The organism is Pseudomonas sp. N40(2020) (assembly GCF_014472415.1).
In the GTDB taxonomy this organism is placed as follows: Bacteria; Pseudomonadota; Gammaproteobacteria; order Pseudomonadales; family Pseudomonadaceae; genus Aquipseudomonas.
Genome location: NZ_JACSZV010000005.1, coordinates 189,730 through 207,382, shown reverse-complemented (window position 1 = coordinate 207,382; position 17,653 = coordinate 189,730). Strand labels below are relative to the sequence as shown.

The 17,653-nt window shown below is 58.2% G+C and carries 19 protein-coding genes; 10 read left to right on the top strand and 9 right to left on the bottom strand.

Annotated features, from left to right (window positions below):
• Positions 1-134 precede the first annotated feature (134 nt).
• The 3 genes from IAI51_RS06045 (at position 135) to IAI51_RS06035 (ending at position 1,204) form a co-directional block, all read left to right on the top strand.
• Entirely contained in the window at positions 135-494 is a 360-nt protein-coding gene (locus tag IAI51_RS06045; protein WP_187677652.1) for a hypothetical protein, read from the top strand.
• Between the two features lie 230 nt (positions 495-724).
• On the top strand, positions 725-919 hold the full coding sequence (locus IAI51_RS06040; RefSeq protein ID WP_016984641.1) for a hypothetical protein: 195 nt from the start codon (positions 725-727) through the stop codon (positions 917-919).
• Positions 920-1,021: 102 nt separating this feature from the next.
• Positions 1,022-1,204, top strand: coding sequence for a hypothetical protein (locus IAI51_RS06035; RefSeq protein ID WP_187677651.1), 183 nt, complete (start codon positions 1,022-1,024; stop codon positions 1,202-1,204).
• On the opposite strand, the gene IAI51_RS06030 is transcribed toward IAI51_RS06035, so the two are convergent.
• Both IAI51_RS06030 and IAI51_RS06025 read right to left on the bottom strand, forming a co-directional pair.
• Complete coding sequence (locus tag IAI51_RS06030; protein ID WP_187677650.1) at positions 1,201-2,262, bottom strand: AI-2E family transporter; 1,062 nt, start codon at positions 2,260-2,262, stop codon at positions 1,201-1,203. The two genes, IAI51_RS06035 and IAI51_RS06030, sit on opposite strands and share 4 nt — an antisense overlap.
• A gap of 144 nt (positions 2,263-2,406) precedes the next feature.
• Positions 2,407-3,120 (bottom strand): FadR/GntR family transcriptional regulator, encoded by a 714-nt coding sequence (locus IAI51_RS06025; RefSeq protein ID WP_187677649.1) that lies wholly within the window; start codon positions 3,118-3,120, stop codon positions 2,407-2,409.
• Between the two features lie 368 nt (positions 3,121-3,488).
• Between IAI51_RS06025 and IAI51_RS06020 the strand changes: the two genes are divergently transcribed.
• Together IAI51_RS06020 and gudD are read left to right on the top strand one after the other, a co-directional pair.
• Complete coding sequence (locus IAI51_RS06020) at positions 3,489-4,835, top strand: MFS transporter (protein ID WP_187677648.1); 1,347 nt, start codon at positions 3,489-3,491, stop codon at positions 4,833-4,835.
• Between the two features lie 25 nt (positions 4,836-4,860).
• Positions 4,861-6,204, top strand: coding sequence for a glucarate dehydratase (gene gudD, locus IAI51_RS06015; RefSeq protein ID WP_187677647.1), 1,344 nt, complete (start codon positions 4,861-4,863; stop codon positions 6,202-6,204).
• A 128-nt stretch (positions 6,205-6,332) separates the two neighbouring features.
• On the opposite strand, the gene IAI51_RS06010 is transcribed toward gudD, so the two are convergent.
• Positions 6,333-7,205, bottom strand: a complete 873-nt coding sequence (locus tag IAI51_RS06010; RefSeq protein WP_187677646.1) for a LysR family transcriptional regulator — start codon at positions 7,203-7,205, stop codon at positions 6,333-6,335.
• Positions 7,206-7,365: 160 nt separating this feature from the next.
• Here IAI51_RS06010 and ampC point away from each other — a divergent pair, with 160 nt between their 5' ends.
• Positions 7,366-8,532: a class C beta-lactamase gene (ampC, locus tag IAI51_RS06005; protein ID WP_187677645.1), complete on the top strand. Its 1,167-nt coding sequence runs from the start codon at positions 7,366-7,368 to the stop codon at positions 8,530-8,532.
• Positions 8,533-8,608: 76 nt separating this feature from the next.
• Here the strand turns inward: ampC and IAI51_RS06000 are convergent, their stop codons facing one another.
• Complete coding sequence (locus IAI51_RS06000; RefSeq protein WP_187677644.1) at positions 8,609-8,875, bottom strand: hypothetical protein; 267 nt, start codon at positions 8,873-8,875, stop codon at positions 8,609-8,611.
• A 16-nt stretch (positions 8,876-8,891) separates the two neighbouring features.
• On the bottom strand, positions 8,892-9,221 hold the full coding sequence (locus IAI51_RS05995) for a DUF6124 family protein (protein ID WP_187677643.1): 330 nt from the start codon (positions 9,219-9,221) through the stop codon (positions 8,892-8,894).
• Positions 9,222-9,708: 487 nt separating this feature from the next.
• Between IAI51_RS05995 and IAI51_RS05990 the strand changes: the two genes are divergently transcribed.
• Positions 9,709-11,076 (top strand): AAA family ATPase, encoded by a 1,368-nt coding sequence (locus IAI51_RS05990; RefSeq protein WP_187677642.1) that lies wholly within the window; start codon positions 9,709-9,711, stop codon positions 11,074-11,076.
• Positions 11,069-11,689 (top strand): TIGR02646 family protein, encoded by a 621-nt coding sequence (locus IAI51_RS05985; protein WP_187677641.1) that lies wholly within the window; start codon positions 11,069-11,071, stop codon positions 11,687-11,689. The genes IAI51_RS05990 and IAI51_RS05985 overlap by 8 nt, the downstream gene beginning before the upstream one ends.
• 172 nt (positions 11,690-11,861) lie before the next feature.
• On the opposite strand, the gene IAI51_RS05980 is transcribed toward IAI51_RS05985, so the two are convergent.
• Positions 11,862-12,431, bottom strand: coding sequence for a DUF4174 domain-containing protein (locus IAI51_RS05980; protein WP_187677640.1), 570 nt, complete (start codon positions 12,429-12,431; stop codon positions 11,862-11,864).
• A 207-nt stretch (positions 12,432-12,638) separates the two neighbouring features.
• On the opposite strand from IAI51_RS05980, the gene IAI51_RS05975 reads away from it, so the two are divergent.
• Positions 12,639-13,103, top strand: coding sequence for a GNAT family N-acetyltransferase (locus tag IAI51_RS05975; protein ID WP_187677639.1), 465 nt, complete (start codon positions 12,639-12,641; stop codon positions 13,101-13,103).
• A 45-nt stretch (positions 13,104-13,148) separates the two neighbouring features.
• On the opposite strand, the gene IAI51_RS05970 is transcribed toward IAI51_RS05975, so the two are convergent.
• From IAI51_RS05970 to IAI51_RS05960, 3 genes are all read right to left on the bottom strand, one after another.
• Positions 13,149-13,934, bottom strand: a complete 786-nt coding sequence (locus tag IAI51_RS05970; protein WP_034154648.1) for a sulfite exporter TauE/SafE family protein — start codon at positions 13,932-13,934, stop codon at positions 13,149-13,151.
• Positions 13,935-14,101: 167 nt separating this feature from the next.
• Positions 14,102-15,316 (bottom strand): MFS transporter, encoded by a 1,215-nt coding sequence (locus IAI51_RS05965; protein ID WP_187677638.1) that lies wholly within the window; start codon positions 15,314-15,316, stop codon positions 14,102-14,104.
• 80 nt (positions 15,317-15,396) lie between these two features.
• The gene (locus IAI51_RS05960) at positions 15,397-16,146 is read right to left on the bottom strand and encodes a hypothetical protein (RefSeq protein WP_187677637.1); all 750 of its coding nucleotides are present in this window, start codon (positions 16,144-16,146) and stop codon (positions 15,397-15,399) included.
• Between the two features lie 234 nt (positions 16,147-16,380).
• Between IAI51_RS05960 and IAI51_RS05955 the strand changes: the two genes are divergently transcribed.
• The gene (locus tag IAI51_RS05955) at positions 16,381-17,529 is read left to right on the top strand and encodes an aldose epimerase family protein (RefSeq protein WP_187677636.1); all 1,149 of its coding nucleotides are present in this window, start codon (positions 16,381-16,383) and stop codon (positions 17,527-17,529) included.
• Positions 17,530-17,653: the final 124 nt, after the last annotated feature.

Genomic DNA, 17,653 nt, shown 5'->3' with positions numbered 1-17,653 from the left:
CGGTACAGACCTTACACAAAATTTACTCAGCGGCCGTGCTGTTTTTCAAAATGTTGCTGTCTTAGAAGTATCCCCGCGACAACTTTGGGCCTGGTGCAGGCCCGGACGCCGGGTCGAAGAACCGAGGAACTATCATGATTCGTAAACTCCCCATTATGGCCTTACTGATTGGCGCACTCGCTGTCACAGGCCAGGCAGAAGCCGGTGGTGGCCATGGCTGGCAAGGCCCTGCGGTGTTTGGCGCGATCGTCGGCTCGGCCATCATCGGCTCGGCGCTGATCAACCAGGACCGACCGGTGTACGTGCAGCAACAGCCGGTTTACGTTCAACCGCAACCGGTTTACGTGCAACAGCCACCACCACCGGTTTACTACCAGCCGGCGCCGGTTTATGTGCAGCAACCGGTTTACGTGCAACCGGCCCCGGTTTACTACGGCCCTCCCCGTGGTTATTACGGTCGCCCTCATGGCTACTACGGCGGCCCACGCTGGTAACAGAAACACAGAGCCCCGCTTTTATAGCGGGGCTTTTTTATGACCGTCGGTCGGCAGGCGTCTGAAAAAATCTCGCCAAGGTCGCTGTGAGGACAGTTTCAACAGCTAAAGTCGGCATGATGGATTTGACCGTTGGGAGCCAAACATTAAACGGTCATCTTTTTGTCATGGCGGAACTGCAATCTGAATCCGTCCGCAAACAACAGGTTGATAACAACAAGGACGACTCTATGCCAACACAAAACCCGCACCGCATCGTCGGCCTGTGCACCTCAAGCAAGGTGTACAGCGCGTTGACCGAACTCAAGCACCTTGAAGGGCACCGCTGCGCCAAGTTTCTTTCGCTATTGGCGGAAAACCTTGTGCACAAGGGCCTGCTCAATGAGCGTGAAGTCATGCACATGCTTGATCAAGTGGTCGATTGAAGCAGCACTCACTGTTATCAATGACCACTATCAAAAGCGTTGATTGTCCCTGAGAACGGCAAATCCCTAAGGTAGCCCCATCGTTTGATGGAGGTATTTGTCATGGCTCAGGTTCAAATCATGTCGGTAATCGGAAGCGCCGTTCCCGCACCACTCAGAGAGCTGGGCTTGCTCGCCTGTTGGTATGTAGTGCGCGACGGCGAGGCGATCAGCGGCCCGCTCACGTCGTTGCCGGCAGCGCAGGCCTTGTCGCAACAGTTCGTCAGTGCACCGTTTCACGCCTAAGGCAGTTGCACCTTGGGCTTGGTCTCGACGAACAGCGCCCAGCTGGACATGAACAGCGCCGCGATCAACGGCCCGATCACGAATCCGTTCAGGCCGAACACCGCCAGACCACCCAAGGTCGAGATCAAAATCATGTAGTCGGGCATCCGAGTGTCCTTGCCCACAAGGATCGGCCTCAGCACGTTGTCCACCAAGCCAATCACGAACACCCCGAACAACCCCAGCACCACGCCCTGCCAGATCATCCCGCTGAGCAGGAAGTAAAGCGCCACCGGCGCCCAGACAATCCCCGCCCCCACCGCCGGCAACAGCGACAGAAACGCCATCAACACCGCCCACAGCAACGCGCTGGGGATGTCGAGAAACCAGAAAATCGCCCCGCCCAACGCGCCCTGTGTGATCGCCACCAGCACATTACCCTTGACCGTCGCGCGCACCACCCGGTTGAATTTCAATTGCAAACGGCGCTTGTGATTTTCCTCCAGCGGTAAGGCGGTGCGCACCTTGCGCGCCAGTTCGGGGCCGTCACGCAGTAAGAAAAACAACAGATAAAGCATGATGAAAAAACTCACCACAAACTCGAACGTGCCCTGGCCAAAACTGAACGCCTGACTCGCTAGCACCTGGCTGCCCTGCATGGCTGACTTGACGATTTTTTCGCGCAGCGCATTGAGTTCGCCCATGCCGAACCGGTCGAGCAGATGCTGAAAGTATTGCGGCAGGCTGTGTTTGAATTGCGCCAGATACGCCGCGATATCCAACTCGCCGCTCTCGATATTCTTGTAAACCGTCATCCCCTCCTGCACCAGCAACAAGCTGATGATGATCACCGGCAGAATCGCGATCACCAGACAGATGCTTAACGTAAACAAAGACGTGAGGTTGCGCTGCCAGCCGAATTTCGCCTGCAAGCGACGCTGCATCGGCGCAAACAGAATGCCGAGAATCACCGCCCAGAACACCGCGCCGTAGAACGGCAACAGAATCCAGATAAAGGCCACCGTGACCAGCACCAGCAGCACCGTCAGGGATTTGAATTGAAGACTTTTTACGTTCATGTCCGATCCATGTCAGTCGGGCGTCAAACACGCCCGGTGCTTAGTCAGCCGTAGCGTGCACGAGTGCCATCTTTATTCATGGAGCATAGTTGCGGATCGGCGCGAGCCACGCAGCGAACGGGCAATTACACGATTGCGCGGCGATCAGCCCTGCGCACTGAACCGGTCGCGGCTGTTGGTCAAGTGCAGCCACATCGCCGCGCGCGCGGCATCCGCATCCTGACGCCTGATCGCATTCAGAATCGCCTCGTGCTCCAGATTGGCCAGTTGCCCCAGTTTGCTCAAATCCGCCGCGCCCCGCTCGGCGGCGTTGACGCGGGTGCGGGGAATCATCGCGCTGCCTAAATGCTGCATGATTTCGCTGAAGCAGACATTACCGGTGGCCTCGGCAATCAACAGATGAAAGCGTCGATCCGCCTCGACGCAACTGTCATTATTGGCCAGCAGACGTTGATAGTCATCCAGCGCATGGCGCATCTGCAACAGTTGCTGCTCGGTCCGCCGTTGCGCCGCCAACGCTGCTGCCTGGGTCTCCAGGCCCATACGCAATTCGAGAATACTGCGCACCCCCAGCGCCGTATCTACGTTCAGCCGCAGCCCATGCTCCGGCGCACGCTCGATCACAAACGTGCCGATGCCGTGCCGCGTCTCTACCAGCCCCGAAGCCTGCAACTTGGAAATTGCCTCGCGCACCACCGTGCGGCTGACACCGTGCTCCTGAACGATCGAGTTCTCCGAAGGCAGCTTGTCGCCGGGCGACATCTGACCGAGCAGGATGCTCTGGGTGAGTTTTTCCACCAGATCGTGGGCCAGGTTGTGCGCGCGTTTGCGGGCTGGGGCATCGAGGTCATCTTGCATGGGTTATTCCGTGTTCGGGACTTGCGGATCGTAGCACCGGGCAAAGGGGTGACGAGATTGATTTTAGATCCGAATCGCTAACACTACTTGTATGACAACACTCAATAATCGGGAAATATTTCATGTTTACTCAGCGCCTCCCTGTAACCGACCACCCCCTCCGCTGAAAATACCCAAACCCAAACAAACCTGATAGACCCAATAAAAATGGGACTAAAATCAAAAAAAACATAAAAAAATCACTCACAAGGTAAATTTAATAGGCACTGCCCACTTGTAGGACAAAAAAATCAGGTTGTATGATGTCTATCAACAACGCGGCACCCAAGCCCTACCCCGCATAAAAATAATCAGTGGGAGAAAACCTAGTGAAAACCTCCATCTCCGGGATGAACGAGGGCGTTGATCCAACGCTGGCCTCCGCCATTTCTAAAGTGAAACGCCACGTTCTGCCGCTCTTCGTGATCATGTTTATCGTCAATTACATTGACCGGGTGAACATCGGTTTCGTCCGTACCCACATGGAACACGACTTGGGTATTGGTGCCGCCGCTTACGGCTTCGGCGCCGGTCTGTTCTTCATCGGCTACGCGCTGTTCGAAGTCCCCTCAAACATGCTGCTGCAAAAAATCGGCGCACGAATCTGGCTGACCCGCATCATGTTCACCTGGGGGCTGGTCGCCGCCGGCATGGCGTTTATTCAGAACGAAACCCACTTCTACATCCTGCGCTTTCTGCTCGGGGTGGCCGAGGCCGGGTTCTTTCCCGGCGTGATTTACTACTTCACCCGTTGGTTGCCCGGTGTCGAACGCGGCAAGGCGATTGCGATCTTCCTCAGCGGTTCGGCCATCGCCTCGTTGATCTCCGGCCCGCTGTCCGGCCTGCTCCTGCAAATCAACGGCCTGGGCATGCACGGCTGGCAATGGATGTACTTCATTGAAGGGATGTTTTCGGTGTGCCTGTGCGTGTTCGTCTGGTTCTGGCTCGACGCCAACCCCCACGACGCGAAATGGCTGACCCGCGCCGAACAGGACGCGTTGGTCAACGCCATCGACGATGAACAGAAGGCTCGCGAAGCCGCCACACCGATCCGGCCATCGATAGGCAAACTGCTCAAGGATCGCCAGATCATCCTGTTCTGCCTGATCTACTTCTTCATCCAATTGACGATCTACGCCGCGACCTTCTGGCTGCCAAGCATCATCAAGAAAATGGGCGACATGAGCGACTTCCAGGTCGGGCTGTTCAACTCGATTCCGTGGCTCCTGTCGATTATCGGCATGTATACCTTCGCCACGCTCTCGGCCAAGTGGAAGCACCAGCAGGCGTGGGTCGCCACGGCGCTGTTGATCGCGGCCGCGGGGATGTTCATGTCCACCACCGGCGGGCCGATCTTCGCTTTTGTCGCGATCTGCTTTGCGGCGCTGGGGTTCAAGTCCGCCTCGTCGCTGTTCTGGCCGATTCCGCAGGCCTATCTGGACGCGCGGATCGCCGCTGCAGTGATCGCATTGATCAACTCGGTCGGCAACCTCGGTGGCTTCGTCGCACCGACCACCTTCGGCCTGCTCGAAGAACACACCGGCTCGATTCAGGGCGGCCTCTATGGTCTGGCTGCGACCTCGATCATCGCCGCGATCATCGTGTTCTACGCCCGCACCACAGCGAAACCCGCAACAGTTGCCGCCTCGGTCGATACCGCGCCGAAGCACGCCTGACTTTCCGTTTCCAGGGATAAAAACAATGAACGCAAACGACACCGCCAAAGCCCCGATCATCACCGACATGCAAGTCATCCCGGTGGCCGGCCACGACGGCATGCTGCTCAACCTGAGCGGCGCCCACGGGCCTTTCTTCACCCGCAACATCGTCATCCTCAAGGACAACGCCGGCCATACCGGCGTCGGCGAAGTGCCCGGCGGCGAACGCATTCGCCAGACCCTGGAAGACGCGCGCAGCCTGGTCATCGGCAGCCCGATCGGCACCTGGCAAAAGATCCTCAATCAAGTGCGCCAGACTTTCGCCGACCGCGATGCCGGCGGCCGAGGCCTGCAAACCTTCGACCTGCGCATCACCATTCACGCGGTCACCGGCCTGGAAGCCGCCCTGCTTGATCTGCTCGGCCAGCACCTCGACGTACCGGTCGCGGCGCTGCTCGGCGAAGGTCAGCAACGCGATGAAGTGAAGATGCTCGGCTATCTTTTCTACGTCGGCGACCAGCGCGAAACCGACCTCGCCTATCGCAGCGAACCAGACGCCGAAAACGACTGGTTTCGCGTGCGTCACGAGAAGGCCATGACCGCCGAAGCGGTGGTGCGCCTCGCCGAAGCGGCCCATGCCAAATACGGCTTTAAGGACTTCAAGCTCAAGGGCGGCGTACTTAGCGGCGATGCGGAAATCGAGGCGGTGACGGCATTGGCCGAGCGCTTTCCTGATGCGCGCATCACCCTCGACCCGAACGGCGCCTGGTCACTGAAAGAAGCGATCCGTTTGTGCCGCGATCAGCATCGGGTTTTGGCTTACGCCGAAGATCCGTGCGGTGCGGAAAACGGTTATTCGGGTCGCGAAGTCATGGCCGAATTCCGCCGCGCCACCGGACTGAAAACCGCCACCAACATGATCGCCACCGATTGGCGCGAGATGGGCCACGCGATCCAGTTGCAATCAGTCGACATCCCGCTGGCCGACCCGCACTTCTGGACCATGCAGGGCTCGGTGCGCGTGGCGCAGATGTGTCATGAGTGGGGCCTGACCTGGGGCTCGCATTCCAACAACCACTTCGATATCTCGCTGGCGATGTTCACCCATGTCGCCGCCGCCGCACCGGGCGACATCACCGCCATCGACACCCACTGGATCTGGCAGGACGGCCAGCGCCTGACCAAGGCACCGTTGCAGATTGTCGGCGGCTGCGTGCAGGTGCCGAAGAAACCGGGGCTGGGTGTCGAGTTGGACATGGATCAGGTGGCCAAGGCTCACGAACTCTATAAAGGCATGGGCCTGGGCGCGCGGGATGACAGCGTGGCGATGCAGTTTTTGATTCCGGGGTGGAAGTTCGATAACAAGCGTCCGTGTCTGGTGCGCTAAGGTTTTTTGGAACCACCAGCAGTCCCTGTGGGAGCGAGCCTGCTCGCGAAGGCGGTATAACAGCCAACACTTCTGTCGACTGACACATCGCTTTCGCGAGCAGGCTCGCTCCCACAGGGGGCTCTGTATTAACCAGAGACTTGTAACAACCAGTCCTTGAACGCCAGCATCGCCGCCGTCTCCGGCCGCGACTGCAATCGCGTCAGCCAATAACTCCCCGTCGTGATCTCGATCGCAAACGGCTGACAAATCGCCTCCGCCGCCAGTTGCCGCGCGAACATCAGCGGCGGTGCCAACGCCACCCCGCCGCCCTGCAACGCCGTTTCCATCATCGCCAGCGACGAGTCGAAGACGACGCTCTGCGGCGGTGCCGCCTGAGTCGCCATACCTGCCGCCTGAAACCACTCCGGCCATTCATCCGTGCGATAGGAACGCAGCAACGTCTGCTGCAACAGATCCCCCGGCGCGTGCAATTGCCGGGCGATTTCCGGGACGCACAGTACCGACAGCGGCGCTTCAAGCAGCCGGGTCGCCTCAATGCCGTGCCACGCTCCGGCGCCAAACCGGATCGCGTAATCCAGCCCTTCGGCGGCAACATCCACGCGATTGTTGTTGGTCGACAGCCGTAAATCTATGAGCGGATGTTTCGCCCGAAAGTCCGAAAGCCTCGGCAGCAACCAACCCACAGCGAACGTGCCGACCGCACCAACGGTCAACATCTCGCGATGCTGCCCGCCAGCGAGGCGTTCCAGAATCTGCGCGATGTGATCGAACGAAGTGCTTAACACCGGCAGCAAAGTTTCGCCTTCACTGGTCAGCATCAGCCCGCGGGGCAGGCGTTTGAACAGGGTGACGTTGAGCTGCGCTTCAAGGCTTTTGACCTGATGACTGACGGCAGCCTGGGTCACACACAACTCCACGGCAGCGCGGGTAAAGCTCAAATGACGCGCAGACGCCTCGAAAGCGCGCAGTGCGTTGAGCGGCAATTGTGGTCGAATCATGCCCTGCCCCAAATTTTTCTAATGGCTCATCCGAGATTTCATCGTTTGTCGACGAATGCCAGACTGCCTAAATTGTCGGCGCTGATCAGCCGCCTAACGTTGCAAATGCCCGCAGTCTAGCGGGATAACACCCTCAACACTCATGGAGAGTGGTTCATCTATGTCATTCATCAATTCGAGCAAAGTCATTTCCTGTAGCGCTTTCGGCCTGTTCTTCGGCGCCGCGACCTGCATGGCCGCACCGCAAACCGACGAACAACTGCAAGCACTGGTCAAAGGTGCCGTTACGCCTGTGATGCAGCAGCAGAACATACCCGGCCTGGCCGTTGCCCTCACCATCAACGGCAAACCGCATTACTTTAACTACGGCGTCGCCGCCAAAGACACCGGGCAAAAAGTCAGCGAAAACACTTTGTTCGAAATCGGTTCGGTGAGCAAAACCTTCACCGCGACACTCGCTGGTTACGCTCAGGCCACGGGCAAACTGGACCTGTCGACCAAGGCCAGCAAAATCTGGCCGGAACTTAAAGGCAGCGCCTTCGACAACATCAGCGTGTTGCAACTGGGTACTTACAGCGCCGGCGGTTTGCCGCTGCAATTCCCCGCCGAGGCGGATTCGGCTGACAAGATGCTCGGCTATTACCAACAGTGGAAACCGGTGTATCCGGCGGGCAGCCATCGGCTGTATTCCAATCCGAGCCTTGGGTTGTTCGGTTATCTGACGGCGAAAAGTCTGGGTCAGCCGTTTGACCAGGCCATGAGCGAAACCCTGCTGCCGAAACTGGGCCTCAAGCACACCTTCGTCAAGGTGCCCGCGTCCGAAGCCAAGCTCTACGCTCAGGGTTACAACAAGAACGACCAACCGGTTCGGGTCAGTCCGGGCGCACTGGATTCCGAAGCCTACGGTATTAAAACCAGCGCGGCGGATCTGCTGCGTTACGTCGAAGCCAACCTGAAACCGGCCAGCCTTGAAGCGCCGCTGCAAAAAGCCATCGCCGCGACCCACACCGGTTACTACACCGTTGGCGACATGACCCAAGGCCTGGGCTGGGAGCGTTATGCCTACCCGATCAGCCTCGATAAATTGCAAAACGGCAATTCGACGCCGATGGCGATGGAAGCGCACAAGGCCAAATGGCTGACCCCGCCACAGCCTGAACCGGCCAATGTGCTGTACAACAAAACTGGCGCGACCGGTGGTTTCGGCGCGTATGTGGCGTTTGTGCCGTCGAAGGAGTTGGGCATCGTGATTCTGGCGAACAAGAATTACCCGAATGCGGAACGGGTGAAAATTGCGCATGAGATCTTCAGCGCCCTGACTGACTGATCTAAACCCGTGGCGAGGGTTTATGCAGGCAACAAAAATGGGCGACCTTTTGAGGTCGCCCATTTCGTTTCAGCGCTTAAAGCTGCGCCTGCAAGCGCCACCCGATGACATCCATCAGGTCACAGCTATCGCGCAACGGAATCGCCAACACCCGAGCGAAATCCTGCAACAGCAATGCATCGTGTCCCTTGCCCTCATCCAGCGAAAGGCTTTCCACCAGTTGCGTCACACAGCGCAAGCGGTACGCCGCTGTACCGTGCAACACGTCGATGGGGGCTTCGCTGTCGATCAGCAGACAGGGGATTTTGCAGTCAATCCCGGTGATCGGTATGTAACGCGCCATGAGTGAACCTCCCTGTTCAATATTGAGTCGCGGCTGGCGGCGGATCGAGATTGTCCAGCGCACGGTTGACCAGCAACTCGCCGACCACTGCCAACTGCTGAATCGACAGAGCGAGACTGCGCTGCGAATCGTCGAGTTTACAGGCCATGTCGGTGGTCAGGACGTTGAGCGAGGCGAGGGTTTCGCAAGCGTGGGTCAGCAGCGTGGGGGTATCGATATCGGGGCGGATGGTGAAGATGTAGCTGACGGGATCGGGGTGACGCGGATGGCGCAGGCGTGTGTTTTGGGAGTCGAAGGATCCTGAATCGGTTGAGGATTCGGGGGGATTCGGTGTGTGTTTTTTCATGAGTTAAGACCTCAGTACATTGAAGAAAAAACTGCCGAACTCACTTCCACGAGAGGGTGGCAGCTTTGCGCAGGTGTGGAAGTCCGGGGAGGTCGAGAAAAACCCGGTGCACTCGAGAGTGCTCCTGCGCATAGCTGCCATAAGCAAACAATGTTGGCATAAAAAACACCAATATGTGTTCACAGGCGCACATGCGCTCACGACCAACCCGGACTTCCACATCCGACCACTGTTTTTTTCAGCGGCCAAAGAAGGGTATTCCCCTGCCCCACAGAGCACCAGTTCACCAACGCCGCCGCGACTTGCAGGAAAAATCCACGGTAGACGCAGGCCTTTGCCTCAGACATTTCCGTAGGAATATGCTGCAACGAATTTTGAGGAGCGACTGAATTAGTTGTATCTACACTGCATCGAATCAATCCGTGGCAGGGGATGACATAATGCGCGGCAAAGCATGCAAATCGACTGACCGCCAAAGGGCGATGTAATGGACATTTTCAGTTTCAAGCTTAAAGACATTGGACGATTTACTGATTCATACATTCGGTTAGCACCAATGCCTCAGCATCCCTCAAACGTCACAGTATTTGTAGGGAACAACGGTGCTGGAAAAACTACCCTTCTAAAATCACTTGCCACATCGCTTAGTTGGTTAGTGGCCAGAATCCGTACCGAAAAGGGTAATGGAAGCCATATCGCAGATGAGGACATTCGGAACGGCGCGTCGAGAGCATTGATTCTGCTGGCTGTCGTAGATGAAACAGTGGCAACTACAATCCCTCCTGAAATTGACCCTGAAGAAGTTCTGTTTAATTGGGGGGTCGCCCGCGCTAGACAGGGACGGAAGTCCTCGGTTCAAAGCACCCTAACTGAAACCACTCGCCTCGCAGACCACTACCGCACTCTACTGACCGAGAACGATAAAGCCTCCCTCCCCCTGATCGCCTACTACCCGGTCGAACGCTCAGTCCTCGAAATCCCGCTAAAAATCCGCACCAAACACACCTTCGACCAACTCGACGGCTACGACAACTCCCTCAACCGAGGCGTCGATTTCCGCCGTTTCTTCGAATGGTTCCGCGAGCGCGAAGACAGCGAAAACGAGACCGGCATTTCCGACACCGCTCTGGCCGAAATCTCCGAGAAATTCGGCACCGACAGTGACGTCTGGAAAACCCTGGCCAATCTGAAAGCCTCCTCCCGCGACCGCCAATTGACCGCCGTGCGCTCGGCCATCGCGGCGTTCATGCCCGGCTTCACCAACCTGCGCGTGCAACGCAAACCGCGCCTGCACATGGCCATCGACAAGGACGGCGTCACCCTCAACGTCGCCCAACTCTCCCAAGGCGAGAAGTCGATGATGGCGCTGGTCGGCGACATTGCGCGTCGCTTGGCGATGATGAACCAGTCGCTGGACAACCCGCTGCACGGCGACGGCATCGTACTGATCGACGAGGTCGATTTGCACCTGCACCCCAGATGGCAGCGCAGCCTGATCCGGCAGTTGAGCGAAACCTTCCCGAACTGCCAGTTCGTCCTGACCACCCACTCGCCGCTGGTGATCAGCGACGCCAAGGATGTGCTGGTTTACGTACTCAATGACGGCGAAATCCACGAACACAACGGCCTGTATGGACTGGATGCCAATCAGGTTCTGCTGGAAGTCATGGACACCGACATCCGCAACAGCGACGTGCAGAAACGCCTGAATCGACTGATGGAATGTCTGCAGGACGGTGATCTGAAAAAGGCCAGGAAGCTCTTCGCCGATCTCTCCAGTGAATTGCCCGAGGGTCATATCGAGCTGGCAAAAGCCGCTTTGCTGATCCGCAAACTGGAGTTGCGCAGTGCGTAAGATTCTCAAAGGAACTGAGCCAGCATCGCTGACCCAATGGAAGATCAGAAACGCCACCGCTACTTACCGCGATTTACCCGCCGAAGAACGTCAATCCGTTCGCACAGCCTGTATCACCGAGCAGTTCGGGCTTTGCGCTTATTGCTGCCAGTCCATCACCGTGAGCGCCGCTCACAACGAACACGTTGCAGCCCAGGATCGATTCCCCGCTCGCACTCTGGATTTCACCAACATCGTTGCCAGTTGCGAAAACCGTCATCACTGTGGGCATGGTCGCAAGACTCAGCCGCTCAAAGTGACACCGTTCATGACGGAGTGTGAAACCGAGCTCAAGTTTTATTTGTCCGGGCGAGTGGTCGGCAAAACCGACCGCGCCTCGGCATCAATCAAGACGCTGAATCTGGGCGACACCGAAGAAAGCAATCGCGGACTGATCGAAAAACGTAAAAGAATGGTGGATGACCTTATCTTTACCGGAGGACTAAGGCCTGACGGGCTAGAGGACGAGGAACTGCTGGGCATTCTTCTCGAAGATATGTTGACGCCCCAAAAGGGTCAGCTTCAGCCGTTCTCTCCGGTTTTGGTCAACGTAATTCGCCAGATTCTGCCGTGATGGAGCTGATAGCAGCTTGTTAACAGGCAAACGGCAAGATCAAAAGATCGCAGCCTGCGGCAGCTCCTACATGTGATTTGTGTAGGAGCTGCCGCAGGCTGCGATCTTTTCGCGGGCAATAAAAATGGGCGACCTGTTGAGGTCGCCCATTTTTTTGATTCACGCCATGCCATCAATCATCCGGCATTTCCGGCGGCTTGGTCGGTTTTGCTGGCTTGGTCGGTTTGGTCCCTTTTGCACCTTTGGCCGTTTCAGGCTCGGCGGCGGCCGGGGCCTGAGCGGCGGCTGCAGCGGCCGCTTCCTTCTCGGCCATCGGCATGGCGTCGATCGTCTCGAAGATCTTTTTCAGATCCATCGATTTCGCCTCATCCCCCGACGCCGAGAGTTTGGTCTCGCCGTCCTTGCCCACCAGGAAGACTTTCGGATAAGCCCCGGCGCCCAGCTTCAGCGAGCGCAACAACGCCATGGTGTCCTGCTGGCCCATGTCCTTGCCGTCGAGTTGGCCGGACATGTTGAGGATGGTGTAGACCTTGATGTTGCGGTCGGCAACGCCCTTTTTGTTGGCGGGGTCCTCCAGCGACTTTTTCAGGCTCACCCACACGGGGTCGACGGTGCTTTGCGCGATGACGATCAGCGGTCGGGCGCGGCCCATGTCTGCGGCAATCGGCGAATCGTTGTCAGCGGCGAACAAGGGGCCGGCAATCGCCAGCAAGAGTGTCAGGGTCAGTGACCTGATGAGCATGCGCATCTCCTTTTGATATCCACGCTCTACTGATTGCGCATCGTGGCGATTGTTCCGGGTGTGTCCGGCAAATATGTGTCGCCTTGTCAGAAGCTTAGGTCAGGACCGGCATTGCGCAACCGCCTGCGCGCAATCGTGACTCGGATTTGATTACCTTTTGTTAGCGCATTAGGGTGGCTGTTCTGCCCACGAAACGGAGTTCAACGCATGCACATCGAATACCTGTGCGATCGCCCCGAATTTATTGAAGAACTGTCCGAACTCAACTTCAAGGAGTGGGGCGAATTTCGACCCGGCGATACCCTTGAGGCCCGTACCGAACGCATGCGCAAAGCCTGCGGCAAAGGCGCGATTCCCAGCGTGGTGGTGGCCATTGAAGACGACAGGTTGCTCGGTGGCGCGCTGCTGATCGACAGTGACATGAAAACCCGGCCCGAGCTGACGCCCTGGCTGGCCGGGGTTTATGTGAAGGCTGAGGAACGCGGACGCGGGGCTGCTTCGCAACTGGTCAATCGGATTGTCGAAGAGGCCAAAGCGTTGGGAGTGCCGCAGCTATACCTGTACACCGACGCGGCAAAATCGTTGTATGCGCGATTGGGTTGGGAGGTGGTTGAGGAACTGGTCTACGAGGATTTGCCAGTGACGATCATGAAGTTCGTCATTCAACGTTGAGCCTCGTGTGAGGGAGTTGCTCCCTCACCCGAGTGAGTGCGCCGATCAAAACGCCAGTTTGTAACCGATCAACACCAGCATCGTCGCCAGGCACGGGCGCAGCACTTCATCGGAGATGCGCCCGGTCAGGTGGCTGCCGAGCCAGATGCCCGGCAGCGAACCCACCAGCAAAAAGCCCAAAACGCCCCAATCCATATTGCCCATGCTCGCGTGGCCCAGGCCTGCGACGAGGGTCAACGGCACGGCGTGGGCGATTTCGGTGCCGACCAGACGACGGGTCGGCAGCAGCGGATAGAGGATGAACAGCGCGACGGTGCCGAGGGCGCCGGCGCCAATCGAAGTCAGGGCGACCATGGTGCCGAGGATCAGACCGGTGATCACGGTCATCACATTGAGCCGCGAACCGCTCGGGTTGTAGTTGCCGCCGGCGCGTTTGTGGGCGAAATCCAACAGTCGTTTCTTGAAGAAAATCGCCAGCGCGGTAGCGAACAGGACGAAACCCAGCGCCTGTTTGATGATGGCGTTCATCGCGTCCGGCGCGGTGTGCAGGGTGCTGAGAAACCACAGGGTCATGGCCACCGCCGGCACGCTGCCGAGGGTCAGCCAACCGGTGATGGCCCAGTCGATGTTCTTGTTCTTTCTATGGACGAGCACGCCACTGGATTTGGTAATGGCCGCGTACAACAGGTCGGTGCCCACCGCCGTTGCAGGGTTGATGCCGAACCACAGCAGAATCGGCGTCATCAACGAACCGCCGCCGACACCGGTCATGCCGACAATAAAACCCACCACCAGCCCGGCAATCACCAGGCCGAAATTTGCCAATTCCATTAAGACGTCCAGAAAAACGACAGGAAAAATCTGGTCCGCAGCATAGCGATTTTTCTTATAACCACCTATATCGATACGGTCTATCGTTATGCCTTTCGATCACACCGCAGGTCCATTGTGGGAGCGAGCCTGCTCGTTCCCACAGGGATGATGTAGTGATTAGAAGATCAATGCACCCGCCGCCCCGGCTTGAAGCTGTGATGGCTATTGATCCACACCGTGGCCAATGCGATCAGCGACAGGATCAGCAGCGCCCACGGAAACGACATTGCCCCCGCCCGATCCAGCAGCAACCCGCCAAATAATCCGCCGCAGGCGATCGCCACGTTCCATGACGTGGTGAGCATCGCCTGCACCACGTCGACATGGTCACCTGCAGAATCCGCCGCCGCTGTCAGCAGCAGCGTCGCCGAGCCACCAAACGACAAGCCCCATACCGCCATGCAGCCATAAATCAGCCACGGCGACGGCGAAATCAGCGCCAATACCAACGCTGTTAAGGCAATCACCGCAAGGCTGATCAGCGTCAGCCAACGCAACCAGCGATCCACCAGCATGCCGATGATCCAGATCCCCACGAGCGAACACAGGCCGAACACCAGCAGCACCAGATCAACGCGCTCGGCCAGCCCGGCCTGCATCAGAAACGGTGAAATGTAGGTGTAAAGAATGTTATGCCCGAGCATCCACGTCAGCACCACGAACAGCACCGGTCGCACACCTGGCAGGCGCAGAGACTCGAGCAATGGCAGGCGTTCTTCGTTGTTCTGCCCCGGACGATCCGGCACCGCGATGACGATCCACGCCGCCAGCACCAAGGCCAGCGCCGACATGATCCCGAACGAGGCGCGCCAGCCGATCAGATTGCCCAGCCACGTCCCCGCCGGCGTGCCCAGCGACAACGCCACCGGTGTGCCGAGCATGGCAATCGCCAGCGCCCGCCCCTGTTGATGCACCGGCACGATGCCGCGCGCGTAGCCGGCCATGATCCCCCACGACAGCCCCGCCGCCATCCCGGCAAGAAATCGCGAAGCCAGGGTCAGGCCGTAATGGCTGGAAAACGTAGTGATGGTGTTGAACAACAGAAAGCCGCCCACCGTCATCAGCAGCACGCGCCGCCGAGGCCAGCCGCGCGTGGCGACGGTCAGCGGAATCGCCGCGACAATCGAACCCAGCGCATACAGCGTCACCAGTTGCCCGGCGAGCACTTCGCTGACGTTAAGCCCGGCGCCGATTTGCGGCAGCAGGCCGGCCGGGAGGGTTTCGGTGAGGATAGCGATGAAGCCGGTCATGGCAAAGGCCAGCAACGCGGCATAGGGCAGTTTGTCCGCGCGGGCGGCGCAGTCGAGTCGAGTGAAATCGGCGCTTGCGGGGTCAGTCATGACGGGTGCAGCTCCCTTTGAGTCAAATATGACGAAGGATTGTATACAAATAATCCGCCCGCCACTCTAACCGACTCGACTTACTGCACCGGCAAAAAATTCAGAAACAGCAGACTTTGCGCGTAATTCAGGCCAATGCGCCGGTAGCGCTCATCGAGCATTTGCGTAAGCAGATCAAGGCGCGCCACCACTTTGCCAAACTCCGTGGCGAAACTCAGGTTGCTGCCCTCCTCCGAAATCTCATTGGAGAACAGCAGCGGCTGGCCTTCCTTGTTCTGGCGCTGGGACAGAATCCACGTGGCTTTTTCGATGTTGCGCGCGGCGTTGTGAACGAACGTCGGGTTGATCGCGTCAGTCATGTAGAACTCGACGCGATTGCCATGGGCGGTGACCAACATGCTGCCGATGGCATAGATGAACGCGCCGACCCGATCACCGAGAAACTCCGGGCTCATCGCATAACTGAGCGCAGCCAGATCCTTGCGCCCGCCCAGCACCGGCAACGGTTGCTGCTGCTCGATGGCCAGGCGTACCTGCTTCACCGCGGCGTGGATATTGAGGAAGCCGGATTTGCGCAGCTCTTCGGGGTTGCGCAGGTACAACTTGCCCATCAACCGATAAAGACTGTTGAGGTTGTCGCGCATCGCCAGCGTGGCCATGCGGTCGACGCTGGTCTGCAGGAATTCCTGCGGTTGACCGTCACGAATCTGAGCGATGAAACCATTGCCGTCCTGATGCGTGCAGCCGCTGACAAACAGCGACGACAGACAGGCCAGCAACAGGCACGGGCGATGAACAACACGGGCGATCAGGTGAAAAGCTCTCGGCATGAATTCTCGAACAGGCACATTCCTGTGCGGCGGGAGTCACCGCATCCTGGCCATGGATAGAGCCGCCAATTGCTGAAAAGTGCAGTGTCCGCGTGGTTTCCCGACCTTCGGCAACCATTTAGTCCGACTTTATTTTTGCAATAAACGTTTAATCCGCTATAAATTCTGATTCACGCCTCAATTAGCATGACTATTAACCTGTTTTGAAAACAACAACAAAAAGGAAGGTCAACCATGCTTCAATCCCGTCACTTGCTCTCCGGCCTCGGACTGTCCCTGATGATCGCCACCCTTTCCGCCAATGCGGCGGGCCTGACCGCCGAACACAAAGCCTTCGGCAAAACCAATGACGGCACGCCCGTCGAGCAATACATCCTGCGCAACAGCCACGGCATGCAAGCCACTGTCATCACCTACGGCGCGACCCTGCAATCGCTGTTGGTGCCGGACAAACAAGGCAAAGCCGCCGACGTGGTGCTCGGTTTCGACGATGTGCAGGGCTACCAGAAAGGCACCGCGTACTTCGGCGCGACCATCGGCCGTTTCGGCAATCGCCTGGCCGACGGCGCTTTTGAACTCGACGGCAAGCGCTATCAAGTGCCACAGAACGACAAGTCCAACGCCTTGCACGGCGGCACCCAGGGCTTCGATAAAAAGGTCTGGAAAGCGCAGGAAACCAAAGACAAGGACTCAGTCGGCGTGACCCTGACCTATCTGTCGGCGGACGGTGAAATGGGCTTCCCAGGCAATCTCACCACCGAAGTGACCTATCGCCTGACCGACAGCAACGAACTGCGCATCGACTACAAGGCCAGCACCGACAAACCGACCGTGCTCAACCTGACCAACCACAGCTACTTCAACCTCGCGGGCGCCGGCAATGGCGACATTCTCAAACAGGTCGCGACCCTGCACGCCAGCCATTACACCCCGGTCACCGGCAAGCTGATCCCGACCGGCGAACTGGCGCCGGTGGCAGGGACACCGATGGATTTCACCAAGCCAACGGCAATTGGTACGCACATCAAGGCGGATCACCCGCAGTTGAAATTCGCCGAGCCTAAACAGGGCGGTTTCGATTTCAACTGGGCGCTGGATACCAAGAATGACGTGAGCAAAGTCGCCGCCGAGGTCAGTGATCCACAGTCCGGCCGGCATTTGCAGTTGTTCACCAGCGAACCGGGCGTGCAGTTCTACACCAGCAACTTCCTCGATGGCACCGTCAAGGGCAAGGGTGGCAAGGTTTATCCGCACTGGGGCGCGTTTACCCTGGAGACGCAGCACTATCCTGACTCACCGAATCAGCCGAACTTCCCGAGCACGCGGCTGGATCCGGGGCAGGCTTATACACAAAGCGTCGTCTTGAAGTTCTCTGCCAAGTAAAAAGCTCAAGATCAAAAGATCGCAGCCTGCGGAAACTCCTACAGGTGATCGTTCCCACGCTCCGCGTGGGAACGCCGCCCGGGACGCTCCGCGTCCCAACAGCGGACGCAGAGCGTCCATTGAG